Genomic DNA, 16,084 nt, shown 5'->3' with positions numbered 1-16,084 from the left:
CTCTTCGCTGGCTTATGCTATTATGAAGCGAAACATTTTAGGAGTAGATATGATCGATTTAAGCGCCTACCAAGGCATTATTTTTGATATGGATGGCACCTTAATTGACTCAATGGGCAGTCACTTACAGGCATGGCAAAAAGCTTGCGAAGCCTATGGCTACCCATTCGATTACGACTACATGTACAGCTTAGGTGGCATTCCGACCGTTAAAACAATTGAAATGCTTAACGAAAAATTTGGTTTAGAACACGACCCTCTGGTTGTGGCAAAAGATAAACACCAGTTTTGGGTTGATTTACAGCACCAACCGCTGGTGATTGACGAAACCGTCGCAGTACTTGAAAAGTACCATGGTGTATTACCTATGGGCGTTGGCACGGGCGCTGACCGCGAACATGCAATTGATCATCTTACTGATACCAATTTAATTAATAAAATTGGTGCCATAGTAACTGCAAGTGATGTAAGTAAAGGTAAGCCAAACCCAGAAACATTCTTAAAAGTAGCAGAGCAGTTAGGTGTTGAGCCAAGCCAATGCGTGGTGTTTGAAGACACGCAAATTGGTTATCAAGCTGCCAAAAGTGCGGGAATGGATTGCATTATGGTGAAAGACGGAAAAATTCAACTTTAGCGATTAAAGTTGCAATGACACCCTTATTTGTATTATAAAACTATAAATACAATTACAAAAAGGTTATTCATATGTCATTGCAATGTGTTTTCCAAGGTTTAAAAACAACTCATCAAACAGCCAGTTCGAACACGAAAAAGTCGCGCGGGCTTTATGCATTGTTGGTGACATGTGGGATTGCCCTTACACCAGCTTGTGCTCATCAAGGAGACAATATGACTACTTCCCCTTCAGCATCAATGACGGCCTATGGCGTACTGGCTGATCAAACGCCGGTTAATCAAGTAACGCTGACAAACAGCAATGGTATTAGCGTTGATGTAATCAACTATGGCGGCATTATCACGCGTATTGAAACACCAGATGCAAAAGGCGAAATGGGTAATATTGTACTGGGTTTAGATAACCTAGAAGCATACACAAAGGCGACAACTTACTACGGTGCAATTATCGGTCGTTTTGGTAACCGTATCGCAAACGGTAAATTCACGCTAAATGGCACTGAATACCAATTAGCAACCAACGATGGTGACAACCACTTACATGGTGGTGTGCAAGGTTTCGATAAAAAAGTGTGGAACATGACACCGTTCACGACGCAAAACAGTGCTGGTGTTACCTTAAGCTTAGTGAGCCCTGATGGTGACCAAGGTTACCCGGGTGAAGTGACGACTGAAGTAACTTACACGCTAACGAATAACAACACGTTAGATATGCAGTTTATTGCTACAACAAGCAAGCCTACCATTATCAATATGACGCAACACAGCTACTTTAACCTAGCGGGTAAAGGCGACATTCTTGATCACCAAATGCAAATTAACTCAAAAGCAATTACCCCTGTGGATGGTGGTTTGATCCCAACGGGTGAGTTGATGGATGTTGCAGGCACACCGTTTGACTTCCGTACTGCTAAAGCAATCGGCCAAGACATCAAAGCTAGCAACGAACAACTGAAACTTGGTAAAGGTTATGACCATAACTTTGTGCTTAAAGACACGCCAAGCAATGAACTTATTGAAGCTGCTACGGTTTACGAAGCAAACTCTGGCCGTACGTTAACAGTTTACACAGAAGAGCCTGCAGTACAGTTTTATTCAGGTAACTTCTTAGACGGTAGTACTCAGCAAGCGTCTGGCTTAGTGCATAATTTCAGAAGTGGTTTTTGTTTAGAGCCACAGCATTTCCCTGATGCACCAAATCAGCCAACGTTCCCAAGCACAACATTATTACCGGGTGACGTGTATTCAACACGCATCGTGTACGAATTTGGTACAAAATAAAGGAACACAATCGTGAAAACAACAAAGCTTAAAAGCGCAATGCAAAAGGCTGGCTTAGCCAGCGTATTTGCCTTGTCGTTTGGTGCACTGACTGGTTGTCAGACTACAGCTGAAGACAACACAGCTAAGAAAACTGACGTGGCAGCCACAGAAAAAGCGCCAATTCAAGATAATGGTATTTTTACCAACCCACTTTTTCCTAATGGCGCCGATCCATGGCTTGAGTACTGGGATGGTAACTATTACCTAACCACAACAACATGGACATCTGAGTTAGTGATGCGTAAATCACCAACACTAGCTGGCCTTGCTGATGCAACACCAGTCAATGTTTGGTCTGATTCAAACCCTGAGCGCTGTTGTAACTTTTGGGCGTTTGAGTTCCACCGCCTAAAAGGACCAAACGGCTACCGTTGGTACATGATGTACACAGCCGGTACTGATGGCACTTTAGATAACCAACACTTAAATGTATTAGAAAGTGCTGGTGACGACCCAATGGGTCCATACGAATACAAGGGCGCATTAATGCCTAACGTATGGAACATCGACGGTAACTACTTAACATACAAAGACAAGCTATATGTGATCTACTCACAATGGCAAGGCGATCAGCAATTAAACATTATTGCTGAAATGGAAGATCCGTGGACACTGAAAGAGAACTCACCGCATACGGTGATCACGCGTCCTGAGCTAGATTGGGAAATCAGTGGTCGTAAAGTAACTGAAGGTGCTGAAATTTTACAGCACAATGGTCGTACGTTTATGACGTACTCAGCAAGCTTCTGTAATACTCCTGATTACAAACTAGGTATGCTTGAGCTTGTTGGTGACGACCCACTTAAAGCGAGTAGCTGGAAAAAATACGACAAGCCAGTATTTGAGCGTACAGAAGAAGTGTTTGGCCCAGGCCACAACGGCTTTTTCACATCGCCAGACGGTACAGAAGACTGGTTAGTTTATCACGGTAATGATTCGGTAGAGCACGGTTGTAGTGCGACTCGTTCATTACGTGCGCAAAAATTTACTTGGAACGACGATGGCACGCCAAGCTTTGGTAAACCATTAACACCAGGCGTTGAAGTAGCTCCGCCATCAGGTGAATACGGTCCACTGGTAACGCGAGTTCAAGGTCAGCGCTACCAATTAGTGAATGCAACTAGCGGCTTATGTTTAGACATCGCAGCTGATCCACAAGATGCACGTGCTGTGCAACGTCAGTGTGCAAGCACCAATGGTCAATGGGTTATTGATGCAACAACAGATGGTTTTGTTCGTTTAGCTAACCGTGAAGACAGCAAGTTCTTAGAGCTTGAAAGCTGTAATGACGCAGATAACGCTAAAGTACAATCTGCAGCATGGCGCAATAACTTCTGCCAGCAATGGAAAGTAGCACCAAGCACAGATGGTAATGTATCTATTACTAACCGTTACACAGGCAAGCCTTTAGCGGTTGCTGGTTGTTCTGCTGCGCAAAACCAAGCGGTTTTACAGCAAAGCGACGCAACAGCGTGTGGTGACTGGCAATTACGCCCAATGGGTAGTGTTGTAGTATTAAGCCAACAAAGTGGTAAAGCACTTAGCGTGGCGGATACAGTTAAAGCAGGTACCAATGTTGAGCAACAAGCTTACACGCATAAAGATGCACAGCAATGGTTCTTCACACCAACAGATACTGGCTATGTAAGTCTTAAACAAAGCGCTGACAGCGAGTTCTGTGCTGCGGTAGCTGATAACGCCTTAGTACCAGGTGCCAACGTAGAAATGGCCTCTTGTGCAGCGAAAACAGCACAGTGGCGCATTGCTCCAGTAGAAGGTGGTGGTGTTATGCTTATCAACCGCTACACAAAACAAGCGCTTGGTTTAAGTAACTGTGGTTTAGCTGAAAACACTAACTTCGCACAACAACCTGATTTAGGGAATAAGTGCCAAGTGTTCCATCTGCGTGAACCAAATTAAGTTATAAGTAAAAAATCGACTCAACCAAAGCCACTTCATTTATGAGTGGCTTTTTTATAGCTGTCAGCCTTCAGCTGTCAGTTTTTAGCCGAGCGGTGGGGTATGTTGGTGATTTGTCTATCTGCTCGTAGGGTGTTGATTTCATGATGCGTCAAGCAAGCGTGAGGCCTACGACATTACTTGCCCTGCTCACTCTTCGGGTAGGTTGGTTTGAGCGGAGCGAAACCCAACATAATCCATCTACACCTTTTCATGCCGACGTGTTGTTGTAGGCGTGAAATTTATTTCGCGCGACGTTTTGGGAGCTATCAGCCTTCAGCTGAGCGGTGTTGGATGTTGGTGATATGTCAGTCTGCTCGTAGGTTGTTGATTTCATGACGCGCCAAGCAAGCGTGACGCCTACCACACTACTTGCCCTGCTCATTCTTCGGGTAGGTTGGTTTGAGCGAAGCGAAACCCAACATAATCCATCTAAGCCTCTGCAAATCTTTTAATTAATAAAATAACCGATAGGTTGCCACTGGCCACTACTTTTGCTGAGGCTAATTGTTTCAATGGCCTGCTCTTTATTCATAAATTGGCTTTGAAACTGAATGATCACGTATTCACCATCAGGCAGAGAGGGTAAAGAGTCATAATTCATCAGGCTTAAATTCTTACGTAAAATCACCTTGCCAAGCGGTACACGAACTTGCTCTAAAGCGCCGCTCCATTTGCTTTGTGGCATCGCTTGTTTAAATAATGAATCTGCTTGCTGCCAACTTTGCTGATACTGACCGTTGTCGATTAACGTAAGCCAGCTTTTAGCGCGATGAATAACTTCGAGCTCTTCAGCATTTGCACAAAAGCAGCTTAAAAAAATGATTAGTAAGAGCGTTTTTCTCATAGCAATTCCATTTACTTGTTGTTTATTGAATTCGTCTTGAAGTGTTTTTATGTTACGGCGACGAACAATAAATACTATTCATCAATTGTGCGGTTTATTTTCCCGTAGATAAGCATTTTGACTGCCGATAAATTTTACAGCACAACACCAAAGGGAGTTTTGCCCTAATTTATTAAGTAACCCAGTGGTTGCCAGCCGTCTGCTGTTTTACTTAGACTTAGCGTTTCAACTACAGCCTCTTTATTCATAAACTCGGTCTGAAACCTAACGACCAAATATTCACCGTCTGGAAGGCCGGGTAATGAACTGTATTCTGCTGTGCCAAAATAGGTGCGAGACATAACTCGGCCTAAAGGAACGCGTATTTGATTTAATGCCGTTTGCCAGCGAGCTTTTGGCGTGGTGCTTTGAAAGACTTTATCAGCTTGCTTCCAGCTTTCGTGGTATTCTCCAGAATCAACCAAGGTTAACCATGCTCTCGCTGTTGAAATAGGGCTTGTCTCTTCAGCTGAGGTGAAAAAGCACACCAATAACGATGCCAGTAAAAACAGTTTTTGTAGCGTAAATCCATTTACAGAAAGTAATAAAATTTGACGCATAAGACGCCCTCACTTCGTTCATAGGGTGAATTCATAATACGAATGAGTTGGTTAATTTCTATACTGAAAAAGTACTAGACAAGGCTTTTTAGTGGGATTTAAGTGTTGTCTTTTATTTTAGCGATCTTTGCAACTGAGTTCTTAAAGTGGCGATGTAGATTAGATTATTAAGTTTATATTGTTGATTTATTAAACAAATTAATTCGTTTTAATAGCTACAAAATGTAACGACAATGACCCTAAATAACTCTTATTTTTACTACTCAGGAAGTTTCGTATTTACGTGCTCGATATTTCAGAGCCCGCATAGTTACTGGGTTTTTGACCCTTTTTTGGGTTTTTTTTGAGAGAAGTTAGCGAGGGTAAAGTTGCAAGAGTAAAGTGAGCATGAGAGGGAGTTAGCGAGGGTAAAGTTGCAAGAGTAAAGCCTGAGACTTAAAGCTTATAGCTCAAAACTTACAGCTTCCATCACACCAGTACACTCATTAGCACTCCAGGGTCGCTGATACCAGCTTCTTTTAGCGCTTCGCTAATTGATTGACTAAGAGTCATTATTTGCGTTTGGATTTCCATAACCATCTTGGTCTGTGTTTCAACTTGCACTTTTACAGCTTCATCTTCTTGGTTTTTGAGCGGGCTCTACTTCACGACCAGAGAGTTTGTTCATCTCTTGGCTGCTGAGTTTGTAGCCTACTTTTGAGTTGGTATTACTAACTGCTGTATCTGCGTTTGAGATAGTTAACGCACTTGCTAATGAGTTAATAGCCATAATGAGAGCGATGAAAGTGAATGATATGTATGTATCGGCAAGGGGTACTAAAGCTTTAGAAAAAAGCCGGGTTTTCACCCGGCCTTTCCAGACAACAAATAGTTGAGGTGAGGCAGCTCACCTCACTTTGTTACTCTTGTGCAGCAGCTGCATCAAAGAGTGCTTTTATTTCTTCAGCGCTAATCGCACCGTTGAAAATTTTCAGTTCATCGATAGCACCGTTATAAGGTGTATCCCAGTAGTTAACACCGATTGCAAACTCATTTGTTTCACCAGGAACCGTGAATACACGCGGGAAACCATCGGTTTCTAGCTGTAATTCACCGTTAACATACATCTTCAACACATCACCGTTAGTACCATCAACAGTGAATGCAACATGTGTCCATTCTTTTGCTGGAATACGGCTATCTAGTTCTGCATTATCGAAGAAGGCACCGTTATTTGCCCATAAACGAGTTAAGCCTGTACCTGCCATAGATGGCACATAACTTAACCAAGAGCCTGCACTTGCACCTGCGAAGAACGCTGTAGTGTAATCAGTGAAGGTTTCAGGTTTTAACCACATAGATACTGAGTAATCATTGGTCGTGATTAAGTTATCCGGTAGACGAACACCTGAACCTTCAAGGAATACTGCTTGACCCATGATACCGTCAACAAAAGTTACGTTACCACCAGTATTGTTGATGAAACCACCCGTTGGTTTACCCGCTGCATACGCACCGTTTAATGCACTTAGGTCACCTTCGAAGCTGTATTCAGCAGGTGCAAGTGATTTTAAGGTTACATCGAATGACTTAGTATCAGTAAAGTCTTTGTACTTAATAGTTGCAGTTAATGTCACTACTTGGTCGCCAGCAGAGGCGCTAGGTTGAGTAACAACAGCTGTGCCATTAACTGGTTTTAAGTACTCTTCGTTGTTTGACGTCCAGCTAATACCAGATACAAATGGACCTACACGCGGTAACTCAAAGCTTTCACGTACTGCCGATACATCACCTAAATCAAGCGCATCAGTAATGAAGGTCTCAAATTCAGTCGGATCTGTCAGGTTATTGATAGCCGCACCATTAATATCTAGGCCGTTTAGCGCGTAGTCATAAACGATGAATTCATCAATTTGACCTTGGAAAGGTAAGTCCCAACCGTAGTTCACACCAAGGGCAAAGTTACCTGTTTGTTCGCTAAAGAAGTCAGGGCGAGGCATCGAACCTGCACGTACACCATCACGATAAAGTGTTGCAGTGCCATTAGCATAAGTGATTGCAATATGATTCCAATCCATTACCGCTGGAGAGTCAGAAATGATTTGGTTCCACATATCAGTGCCATCATCATCTAAATAACGGCTCCATAGCATTGGTGTTGACGTAAAGTGTGTACTACCTGGGATCAAGCTCATCCAACGTGCATCAGACGTTGATGCGAAGAATGTAGGCGTAAAGTTAGTTAGTACTGTTGGCTTAAACCAATACGAAATAGTGTACTCATCGCCTGTTACTAACTCATCAGGTAAACGTACGCCCGTTGCACCGTCAAAGTTAAATGCTTTACCTGTTTGACCTTCTGCGTATGCAGCTGTACCAGCACCCACATTTAATAGGTTGTTATCTGTTACACCCGCATCATCTAGGTTACCTAAACCATCACTGAGTGAATCTTCAAATGCATAGTGTGCAATCGCATTTTTAAACTCTGGGCGCGCTTCTAGATTTACATTAAATGTCTTGGTTGTGCTCTCGCCGTTTAAAGAGATATTAGCCGTTAAAGTAACCGCTTTATCACCGCGATCTGGCGTTGGAATGAATACTGAGCCTTCACTGGTGATGTAGTACTCATCACTACTTTCCCAGTTAATTGCAGCACCATCTTTACCTTTGGTTGGTAATGAGTAGCCTTCGTCAGCGATTGATAATTCAGTTTTGATATCAAGTGCTTCTTGAACAGTGCCAAGCACGTTAGCCGTATCTGTGATTTCATCACGTTTACTTGCCCAAATGGTAGCGCCTTCGCTTGATGTAGCTGATACAGTTACAGCCATTGCTTTAGTTGCATCATCCCATTGCCATTTAGCCACGCCAAAGTAAGTACCTGAATCTAACTCAAGTTTAATATTTGAGTCATCAATCATGTACCAGATACCTGGGTCATCACCGGTTACTGAGTGATCTTCGTTTAAAGCAATATGCATTGAGCGAATAGCATCTGTATTTACATCATTGCCATGGTTGATAAATTTGTAATAGCCGTAAAGTTCATCTGCCACAACCATGTTGTCGCCTTCAAGCGGCACATAACGTTGTGGAGAGGCCATAGGCCAGCCTAATGAGTTAATGAACATTTCATGTACGCGAACTTGGTGCGCTTCTGAAATGGTTGGGAACTCAGTCGATGTTTGCGGGAAACGCGTATGCGTTACTAAAATATGGCGACCTGTCGCTTCATCGTAGTAAGCAGAGTTATGGCCCGGTGATTGGTAGCCCCATGCTGGTGCTGTTTCGCCAAGTTCTTGCGTGTACTCAAAGCCGCCCATTAGTTTTTCGCCGACCTCCAGGCCGCCGATAGCTGCAATGTCATTACCTGCATTATCTAGGTAAGGACCATCTGGTGTTTTAGAGCGAGCAACACGGATGTTGTAACCACCATTAAGATCAAAACCAGCAACAGAGAAGAATAGGTAGTAGTATTCACTTTCTGGGCTGTACATGACAAATGCACCTTCCATTGCACGGAAGTCGCCGCCTACTAGCTTTTTACCATAGCCTTGACCAGCTTCTGGCATACCTGTTTCTTCGTCCATTGCTAGCACGAAAATACCGCCAGAGTATGAACCGTAAACCATCCAAAGTTTGCCATCAGCATCATAGAAAGCTGCAGGGTCAATGGCGTTAGGATCAACGGCACCATTCCATGTTGTTTGGCCATTATCAAGTGGGTAAGCTGCAAATTCAGCTTCTGAGCGATAACCGCTGCGTAAGAAAATACCTTTGTTTGTATAAGGACCTTCAATATTATCAGCTTCAGCTAAACCAAGGTAAGAGCGGTTCCAGCACACTTCATCAACAACATCTGGTGTATCTGGGTTATCTTGTGCACAATGGTTATAGTAGAACCAAAATTTACCATTTGGCGCTTTGATTACATCGGCAGCCCAGTTTCCTGTAAAACCGTCTGTCCATTCAATACCTTCGGCAATTTCACCTGTGTAGTTGTAATCAAATAATGGGCTTTCATTAACGGCTGCGTTAGCTGAAAGGCTAGAAATCATTTCCCAGTTCAAGAGATCAGTTGATTTAGCGGCAGCAAGGTGTGAACCAAAAATATAATAAGTGTCGTCAACTTTAACGACAGAAGGATCGTGCACGCTTACATTGGTAACCATTACGCTACCTGATTCAGTGTATTCAACACTGCTGCTTACTGTCGGTTTCGCACTTTGCGGGTCGGCAACCGCTGGTGCTGTGTCAAGCTTAGTACCATCTTCTTTGCCACAACCTGTAACAGCCAAAGAGCAGGCTATGACCATGGCTAATTTATTTAATTTCATTTTATGTGTCCTCTTGAAACTGGGATTCATTTTTTTATTCGATTGTTGTCAATAAAATTGCCGCGCGCCTATATCAAACTAATAAGAACGTAGTATTGTAATTTTATAGTACGATTTAAAATGTGCAAATACTTTTGCAAAGGTAATTGATATGTAAACATGAAGTGTCAGTGTTTACAATGTGTACAGCGTGATTTTAATTTTTTCAAGTTGCCAGTTTTGGCGTTTTTTTCGCTGTTTTTGCTCTATTAGGGAAGTTTTTTGCTGATCTGCAAGTGAGGATTTTCCGGTAAATTTGTTTATTTGTATTACATTTGAGCACTAAAAAGGGCTCTTAAAGAGCCCTTTTTGAGATTACTTGTCTTGTTTACTTAGACCTTCAGTGGTCATGATAATACGTTTAAGTGTGCCATCTTCGTTGTAATAAAGCGGCTCAATCGCCACTGAACGGCGAAAACGCCCGCCACTTGGTTTGCCATCAATTGGTGGTACGGCACCAGTATGGTAAATAAAGTAGTCTTTACCTTTGTATTCGATAATTGATTGGTGGTTGGTTTCGCTGTTACCTGCGATCTCATTCAAGATACCTTTATATTCCCACGGGCCATGAATGCTTTTGCTCATGGCATAACAGATCTTCTCAGGGAACTCACATGCGTACGATACATAGTAGTTGTCGTTTTTCTTATGAACCCATAACGCTTCGGTAAAGTTAGGTAAGTCTAGCGTTTTAATTTCACCATCAAGAGAGAGTAAATCGTCGCTTAGCTTTACGTATTTTGGCATTAAGTTACCAAAGAACATGTAAGTATCGCCGTTTTCTTCTGTATAAATAGCAGGGTCGATGTCGTCCCAATCATTTGGCGTATGCTTGGTCATGTCATCGGTAACCAGTGCGTGACCAATCGCATCTTTGAATGGACCTGTTGGTGACTTAGAAGTTGCAACACCAATTGCAAAACCTGGTTTTGTGTCGTTGTGACGAACGGTTGTAAAGAAGTAGAAAGTGCCATCACGCTCAATCATGTGTGAAGCCCATGCTTCACCTTTAGCCCATTTAAAGTCTGTTGCTTTCATGATTGGGCCGTGTTTTTTCCAGTTCACCATATCTGTTGATGAAAAGGCTAACCAGTCATGCATTTCAAAAAACACGTCATTATTAGGTGCTTCATCATGGCCTGTATAAAGGTATACGGTGTCATTGTGAACAAGTGCAGCAGGGTCTGCAGTAAATACATCGGTAAATAATGGGTTTTGTGCAACAGCTAAGCTGCTCGAAAAAAGTAATGGTAGCGCTAACGCTTTCAATTTCTTCATGAGTGTCCTTAGTAACTAATAATTGTTGTTTGAACTGCAGCTTTTTCGACCCAGAGCTCTCTCTAAGTGACCAGATAATACACAGTGTACGCCTGATTATACTGAGTAACTGATTGTTTACATCGAAACAAACCAGTAAAAGTGCAGCAAAAAATAACTCTATATTGTATTATTGTATTTTAATCATAGTAGCATCAAAATACGCTGGGTAAATAACTTGTTAGCCCTTTTTTGTTGCTCTGGATGAGTGAAAGACAAATTAAATAAGCAAACGAACAATCGCTAAGTGGCTGATAATAATGGGTCTTAATAAATTCCCAAAACAAAAACGCAGCATGCTTTGAGTTTGTAACATGCTATAATTGCAACGTTTTTTGTAAACATAATGGCAGTTATTTTAATTTAGCTTTTTGAGTTGACTGTTAAATAATCATACAATATGATTAAAGTTCAGGCAGCAATGTATTAACATAAAAATATAGACACACTCGCGCACCGTTTTGACAACACACGATGCACAATGCAGTGGTCACTCTTCGGTAACTGAATGGGGAAAGTTCAGCGGACCGATATAACTATAATTTGGAGAACACCGCTTATGTTTAAAAGAACACACATAGCCAGTGCTGTAGTTATGGCATTTACCTGTCAATTTGCTTTTGCACAGGAGGAAGCACCAAACACTCCTGAGAATAACGTCGATGAGATGGAAGTTATTCAAGTATCAGGTATTCGCGGCAGTTTAAACAAAGCGTTAGATGAAAAACGTGCAAGCGTTCAAATCGTGGATGCAATTGTTGCTGAAGATATTGGTAAATTCCCTGATAATAACGTAGTTGAAGCACTACAACGTGTGACAGGTGTACAAACAACAGGCCGTGGTGCTGGTGAAGTAAGTGAGGTATCAATCCGTGGCCTTAATGATGTTAATACTACAGTTAATGGTCGTGCTATCTTTACTGGTGCGGGTCGTGATGTGGCGCTGCAAGACATTCCTGCAAGTTTACTTTCAGGCGTAACAGTTTATAAAACTCGTTCGGCGGATCAAATCGAACGTGGTATCGCAGGTGCGATTGATATTAAAACTCACCGTCCTTTCAACTTCGAAGGTGAAAAAATTGTTTTAGCGGCACGTGCGATTTACTCAGATCAACCTGATGAAGTTGATCCAAATATCAGTGCGTTACTTTCTAACCGTTGGGAAATCGACGGTGCTGGTGAATTTGGTGCATTAGTTAATATTTCATACGCTGAAACACATTACCGCGATGACACCATCACAGCAGGTGCTGTATTCCCATTCTTTACTGATAAACCACATTATAACTACTCGCCATACTCTAGAATTCCAAATCGTGACTCGCAAGATAACCTAATTTGGCAAGGTGGTTTAGAAAATGGCTTACCTACATCGCAAGGCTCTACCCTTGATATTGAAGGAGTTCCAACGGAATATTTATTAGCACGTGATGCTATTTTTGGTACTTCATTTACAGGTCTTCGTAAGCGTCCTGCTGCATCTGTATCTTTACAGTGGGCACCAGATGAAACCCTAGAAATCACAGCTGAAGGTTTCTACACAGGCTACGAAAACGAATCGCAAAATGCGATGTGGTTCTCAAATACGTTTGAAAACGGTAACGGCTTTATTGAAACCCCAACTGTGTTTGATGGCACTAACGTTATTAAAGAAAAGCAAGCGATTGGCGCTGGTGGTTTCCAAAGTGGTGACTTTTCATATGGTAAAACAGATAGCTACTTATATGCGCTAGGTGCCGAGTGGCAAGCAAGCGATTACCTAACTATTAACACTGAAGTTGTTTATCAAGACAGTGAGTATAAAACCGATTTCTTCGCAATGCGTTTTGATCGTGTATCAACAGGACTTGATGTAGATTTCAACGACAAAGACGGTGTACCAGGCATCGCGTTTTGGGATGATCCAAACACTGCGGTAAACGAAGCAGATATGGCCGCTATCGAAAACTGGAATGCTGGTACTATTTATGACAATGGTGGCGGAAACAGCGGCGATTCGATTAGTTTTACAGTAGATAGTGAGTATCTCCTTGGTGGTACTTACATAGATAAAGTTAAATTCGGTGGTCGTTTCGAAAACCGCTCGGCACAAGAGTTTACTAGAACTGATGATGAAGGTATTGGAAACACTTCAGTTGCTAGCCTTATGGAGCAGTTAGTTGCTGCAGGGGCGTCTGGAGACGGAAGTGGCTTAATTTTTCAAGTAGATGATTACTTTGATGGTCGCGCCGATGTATTTAATAGCTTTATTACTGCTGATGGTAGTTATTTACTGAAAAATGCAGATGTTGTTCGTCAGGTCTATGGTGCTGAAGTCGAGGATTTAGCTAAAACTTTCGATATTGATGAAACATCCTATGCATTTTATGCAACAGCTAACTTCTTTTTAACTGATGATATTAGTGGTGAGTTCGGTTTACGTTACGTGAACTATGAGCAAGACATGAAGTTCTATGATCAGGATAAAAATGGTGAACTAACAACAGGCAAAAATAAAACAGATAAGATTTTACCTAGCTTAGTAGTTAACTGGAATATCACGGATGACGTAGTGGGTCGTGTAGCATATACAGAAACACTGCGAATGCCTAACTTTGCTGACCTGAACACGGTTGTAAGATTACAAGACCCATTAACTGACAATCCTTATGGTACAGGAACGGGTGGTAATTCTAATTTACAACCGACAGAGTCAAAAAATTATGACCTATCTCTTGAGTGGTACTTTGCTGATACAAGCTCTATTTACGCTGCTTATTTTAAACGTGAAATTGAAGGTTTAGTATTGCCTGGGCGTAAGACAGAAGTTCTAGAGGGTAATGATGGTCAAACAAGACCGTACGTTATTAGTACATCTGTGAATGCTTCAAACGGAGAGCTTTCGGGCTTTGAGCTTGGCGCAGTTTATTTTCCTGAAAACTTACCAGAAGTGTTAAATGGTTTTGGCCTACAAGCTAGCTTTACCATGCTTGATTCTTCACAAGAAACTCCAGACTTTAACGAAGCAGGAGAAATAACCGAATATGTTAAATCGCAAATGTCAGGTGTTTCTGATGAATCTTACAGCATCGTAGGTATCTACGAGCGTGATTCATTCGACATGCGCTTATCTTATGTATGGCGTTCTGAGTTCTACACAGGGAACGAAGCGGCAATCTTTGCTAACCCAATTCAGTTCTGGAATCGTCCTGAGCAAAGCTTAGATTTCCAATTTAGCTACAATGTGAATGATGACTTTGTTGTAACCTTTGATGCAACGAACATCCTAGATGACGTATATCAGAGCTACTACGGTGAAGGTAACGACAACCTATTTAACTTTGGTAACGGTATCTACTCACGTACATTCGCACTAGGCGCACGTTATTCTTTCTAAATTTCTTTTATAGACCTAAAAACCCCGGCTTTGCTGGGGTTTTTTATTGGTTTTTATAAACCAAACCATCGGTCGAAAAGAGTTGCGATTTAATAAGTATGATAATACTATTAATTAGGTTAGCATTAAATTTACAAAAATAACGAACGCAATGGCCAAGCTGTGTAATATCTAGGGCTATAAATTTATTTGATACGCAATGTTGAAAGCTTTTTAGCATTGCTTGAAATAGTGAGCGGCGGCTCATTATTGACCAATTAGGGTGTTGTTGTATGGAATCTCAAAAGTTATCCGTTGTAGAAAAGGTCGGCTTTGGCGCCGGCGACATGGCAGTAAATGTCATGGTTGCAGCGTTATTCTATTTTATGTCTTTCTTTTACACCGATATCTACGGACTTGATCCGGTTGATATGGGTGTGTTGTTCTTAGTAGCGCGTTTTGTTGATGCCTTTACCGATCCATTAATGGGGGTGATCACCGACAAAGTGAAAACCCGTTGGGGTCAGTTCCGTCACTGGTTCTTATTTTTATCTGTGCCATATGGTTTGTCGGTCGTACTGTTATTTACCACGCCTGATTTCGACTACAACATGAAGTTAGCGTGGGCTTATGCCACTTATTTGTTTGCGACCTTGATGTTTACCGGTGTTGCTATTCCTTATATCTCTTACATTGGTGTATTAACTGCCGATCCTAAAGAGCGTTTGTCGGCCAATGGCTACCGTATGTTCTTCGCTAAGATTGCTAATGTAGTGATCGTATTTTCAGTGCCGCTACTAGCCTCATATTGGGGAGATGGCAGCTTGTCGTATGGTTATAAACTGGCAATGGCATTGGTATCGGCATGTGCCGTAGCACTATTTTTGTTTTGCTTCTTTACTACTCGCGAACGTATTACCCATGAGCCACAAACCGAAGGTGTACTTACGCAATTAAAAGTACTTATTAAAAACGACCAATGGTTACTACTGTGTGCAGCATGTGTGCTTGGTACGCTTGGTTATGCGATTCGTGGCAGTGTTGCTATGTATTACGCAACCTATTACTTAGGTGTACCAGATTTAGCAGGTGCCTTTACCAGTGCGGGTATTGCAGCATCTATTGTCTCAATGGTGGCAAGTACGTGGATCACCCAGCGTTACTGTAAAATGAAGCTATTCCGTCAATCACAAATCGCCGTGCTATTCATCTCATTGCTAATGTATTTTGTAGTGCAACCGGGCGATGTAATGACGGCGTTTGTGCTTTATATCATCTTGTCATTTGTGGTTGATTTACATGCGCCAGTGTTCTGGTCTGCCATTGCTGAAGCCGTTGATTACGGTGAAATTAAAGACGGCGTTCGTGCATCGGGTCTATCGTTTGGTGGCATTTCATTCTGCCAAAAAGCCGGGGGCGGTTTAGCGGGCTTAGCAGGTGGTTTATTACTGGCATTTTTTGAGTACAAGCCTAACGTTGAGCAAACCGAATTTACCCTAATGGGCTTAGCACTGATGCTAACCATCATTCCTGGTGTATTCCACGCCTTGCTAGGTCTGATCTTGAAAAAATACAAAATTACCGATGAGTACTATACGGATATGGTTATTCATAAACGCCTACCAAAATAACCACTCTTTAAACGCACACACTAAATAAGTGTGTGCGCTTTGCTCTTTAAAATAACAAC

General features: G+C 42.0%; 11 protein-coding genes. 5 read left to right on the top strand and 6 right to left on the bottom strand.

Annotated elements, in window-relative coordinates; translation table 11 throughout:
* Window positions 1-49: 49 nt before the first annotated feature.
* The 3 genes from ABMY41_RS02580 to ABMY41_RS02570 all read left to right on the top strand — a co-directional run bounded on the left by ABMY41_RS02580 (window position 50) and on the right by ABMY41_RS02570 (window position 3,879).
* Entirely contained in the window at window positions 50-634 is a 585-nt protein-coding gene (locus tag ABMY41_RS02580) for a beta-phosphoglucomutase family hydrolase (protein WP_287242025.1), read from the top strand.
* Window positions 635-849: 215 nt separating this feature from the next.
* Entirely contained in the window at window positions 850-1,917 is a 1,068-nt protein-coding gene (locus ABMY41_RS02575) for an aldose epimerase family protein (RefSeq protein WP_235591851.1), read from the top strand.
* A 12-nt stretch (window positions 1,918-1,929) separates the two neighbouring features.
* A complete protein-coding gene (locus ABMY41_RS02570) occupies window positions 1,930-3,879 on the top strand; it encodes a family 43 glycosylhydrolase (RefSeq protein WP_235576231.1) in 1,950 nt (649 codons plus the stop codon).
* Between the two features lie 490 nt (window positions 3,880-4,369).
* On the opposite strand, the gene ABMY41_RS02565 is transcribed toward ABMY41_RS02570, so the two are convergent.
* The 6 genes from ABMY41_RS02565 to ABMY41_RS02540 all read right to left on the bottom strand — a co-directional run bounded on the left by ABMY41_RS02565 (window position 4,370) and on the right by ABMY41_RS02540 (window position 11,000).
* Window positions 4,370-4,765, bottom strand: coding sequence for a DUF4019 domain-containing protein (locus ABMY41_RS02565; protein WP_289096917.1), 396 nt, complete (start codon window positions 4,763-4,765; stop codon window positions 4,370-4,372).
* A 164-nt stretch (window positions 4,766-4,929) separates the two neighbouring features.
* Window positions 4,930-5,364, bottom strand: coding sequence for a DUF4019 domain-containing protein (locus tag ABMY41_RS02560; protein ID WP_289096916.1), 435 nt, complete (start codon window positions 5,362-5,364; stop codon window positions 4,930-4,932).
* A gap of 468 nt (window positions 5,365-5,832) precedes the next feature.
* Entirely contained in the window at window positions 5,833-5,967 is a 135-nt protein-coding gene (locus ABMY41_RS02555) for a hypothetical protein (protein ID WP_349274072.1), read from the bottom strand.
* Between the two features lie 10 nt (window positions 5,968-5,977).
* Complete coding sequence (locus ABMY41_RS02550; RefSeq protein WP_349274071.1) at window positions 5,978-6,133, bottom strand: hypothetical protein; 156 nt, start codon at window positions 6,131-6,133, stop codon at window positions 5,978-5,980.
* 130 nt (window positions 6,134-6,263) lie between these two features.
* On the bottom strand, window positions 6,264-9,683 hold the full coding sequence (locus ABMY41_RS02545) for a LamG-like jellyroll fold domain-containing protein (RefSeq protein ID WP_349274070.1): 3,420 nt from the start codon (window positions 9,681-9,683) through the stop codon (window positions 6,264-6,266).
* Between the two features lie 354 nt (window positions 9,684-10,037).
* Window positions 10,038-11,000 carry a glycoside hydrolase family 43 protein gene (locus ABMY41_RS02540; RefSeq protein ID WP_054562986.1) on the bottom strand — a complete coding sequence of 321 codons (963 nt, stop codon included), beginning with the start codon at window positions 10,998-11,000 and terminating at the stop codon, window positions 10,038-10,040.
* 598 nt (window positions 11,001-11,598) lie between these two features.
* On the opposite strand from ABMY41_RS02540, the gene ABMY41_RS02535 reads away from it, so the two are divergent.
* Both ABMY41_RS02535 and ABMY41_RS02530 read left to right on the top strand, forming a co-directional pair.
* Complete coding sequence (locus tag ABMY41_RS02535) at window positions 11,599-14,415, top strand: TonB-dependent receptor (protein WP_349274069.1); 2,817 nt, start codon at window positions 11,599-11,601, stop codon at window positions 14,413-14,415.
* A 272-nt stretch (window positions 14,416-14,687) separates the two neighbouring features.
* Complete coding sequence (locus ABMY41_RS02530; RefSeq protein ID WP_054562984.1) at window positions 14,688-16,025, top strand: MFS transporter; 1,338 nt, start codon at window positions 14,688-14,690, stop codon at window positions 16,023-16,025.
* The last annotated feature ends 59 nt before the right edge of the window (window positions 16,026-16,084 follow it).

The sequence above is a fragment of the Pseudoalteromonas sp. BZA4 genome (assembly GCF_040104395.1).
Classification (GTDB): Bacteria; Pseudomonadota; Gammaproteobacteria; order Enterobacterales; family Alteromonadaceae; genus Pseudoalteromonas.
The sequence above is the reverse complement of the archived record's forward strand: the minus strand, read 5'-3'. Positions and strand labels throughout refer to the sequence as shown.

Bases quoted from the DNA above. Each gene is read 5' to 3' on its own strand.
- ABMY41_RS02580 (WP_287242025.1), top strand. From the start codon at position 50: ATGATCGATTTAAGCGCCTACCAAGGCATTATTTTTGATATGGATGGC.
- ABMY41_RS02575 (WP_235591851.1), top strand. From the start codon at position 850: ATGACTACTTCCCCTTCAGCATCAATGACGGCCTATGGCGTACTGGCT.
- ABMY41_RS02565 (WP_289096917.1), bottom strand. From the start codon at position 4,765: ATGAGAAAAACGCTCTTACTAATCATTTTTTTAAGCTGCTTTTGTGCA.
- ABMY41_RS02560 (WP_289096916.1), bottom strand. From the start codon at position 5,364: ATGCGTCAAATTTTATTACTTTCTGTAAATGGATTTACGCTACAAAAA.
- ABMY41_RS02550 (WP_349274071.1), bottom strand. From the start codon at position 6,133: ATGGCTATTAACTCATTAGCAAGTGCGTTAACTATCTCAAACGCAGAT.
- ABMY41_RS02545 (WP_349274070.1), bottom strand. From the start codon at position 9,683: ATGAAATTAAATAAATTAGCCATGGTCATAGCCTGCTCTTTGGCTGTT.
- ABMY41_RS02540 (WP_054562986.1), bottom strand. From the start codon at position 11,000: ATGAAGAAATTGAAAGCGTTAGCGCTACCATTACTTTTTTCGAGCAGC.
- ABMY41_RS02535 (WP_349274069.1), top strand. From the start codon at position 11,599: ATGTTTAAAAGAACACACATAGCCAGTGCTGTAGTTATGGCATTTACC.
- ABMY41_RS02530 (WP_054562984.1), top strand. From the start codon at position 14,688: ATGGAATCTCAAAAGTTATCCGTTGTAGAAAAGGTCGGCTTTGGCGCC.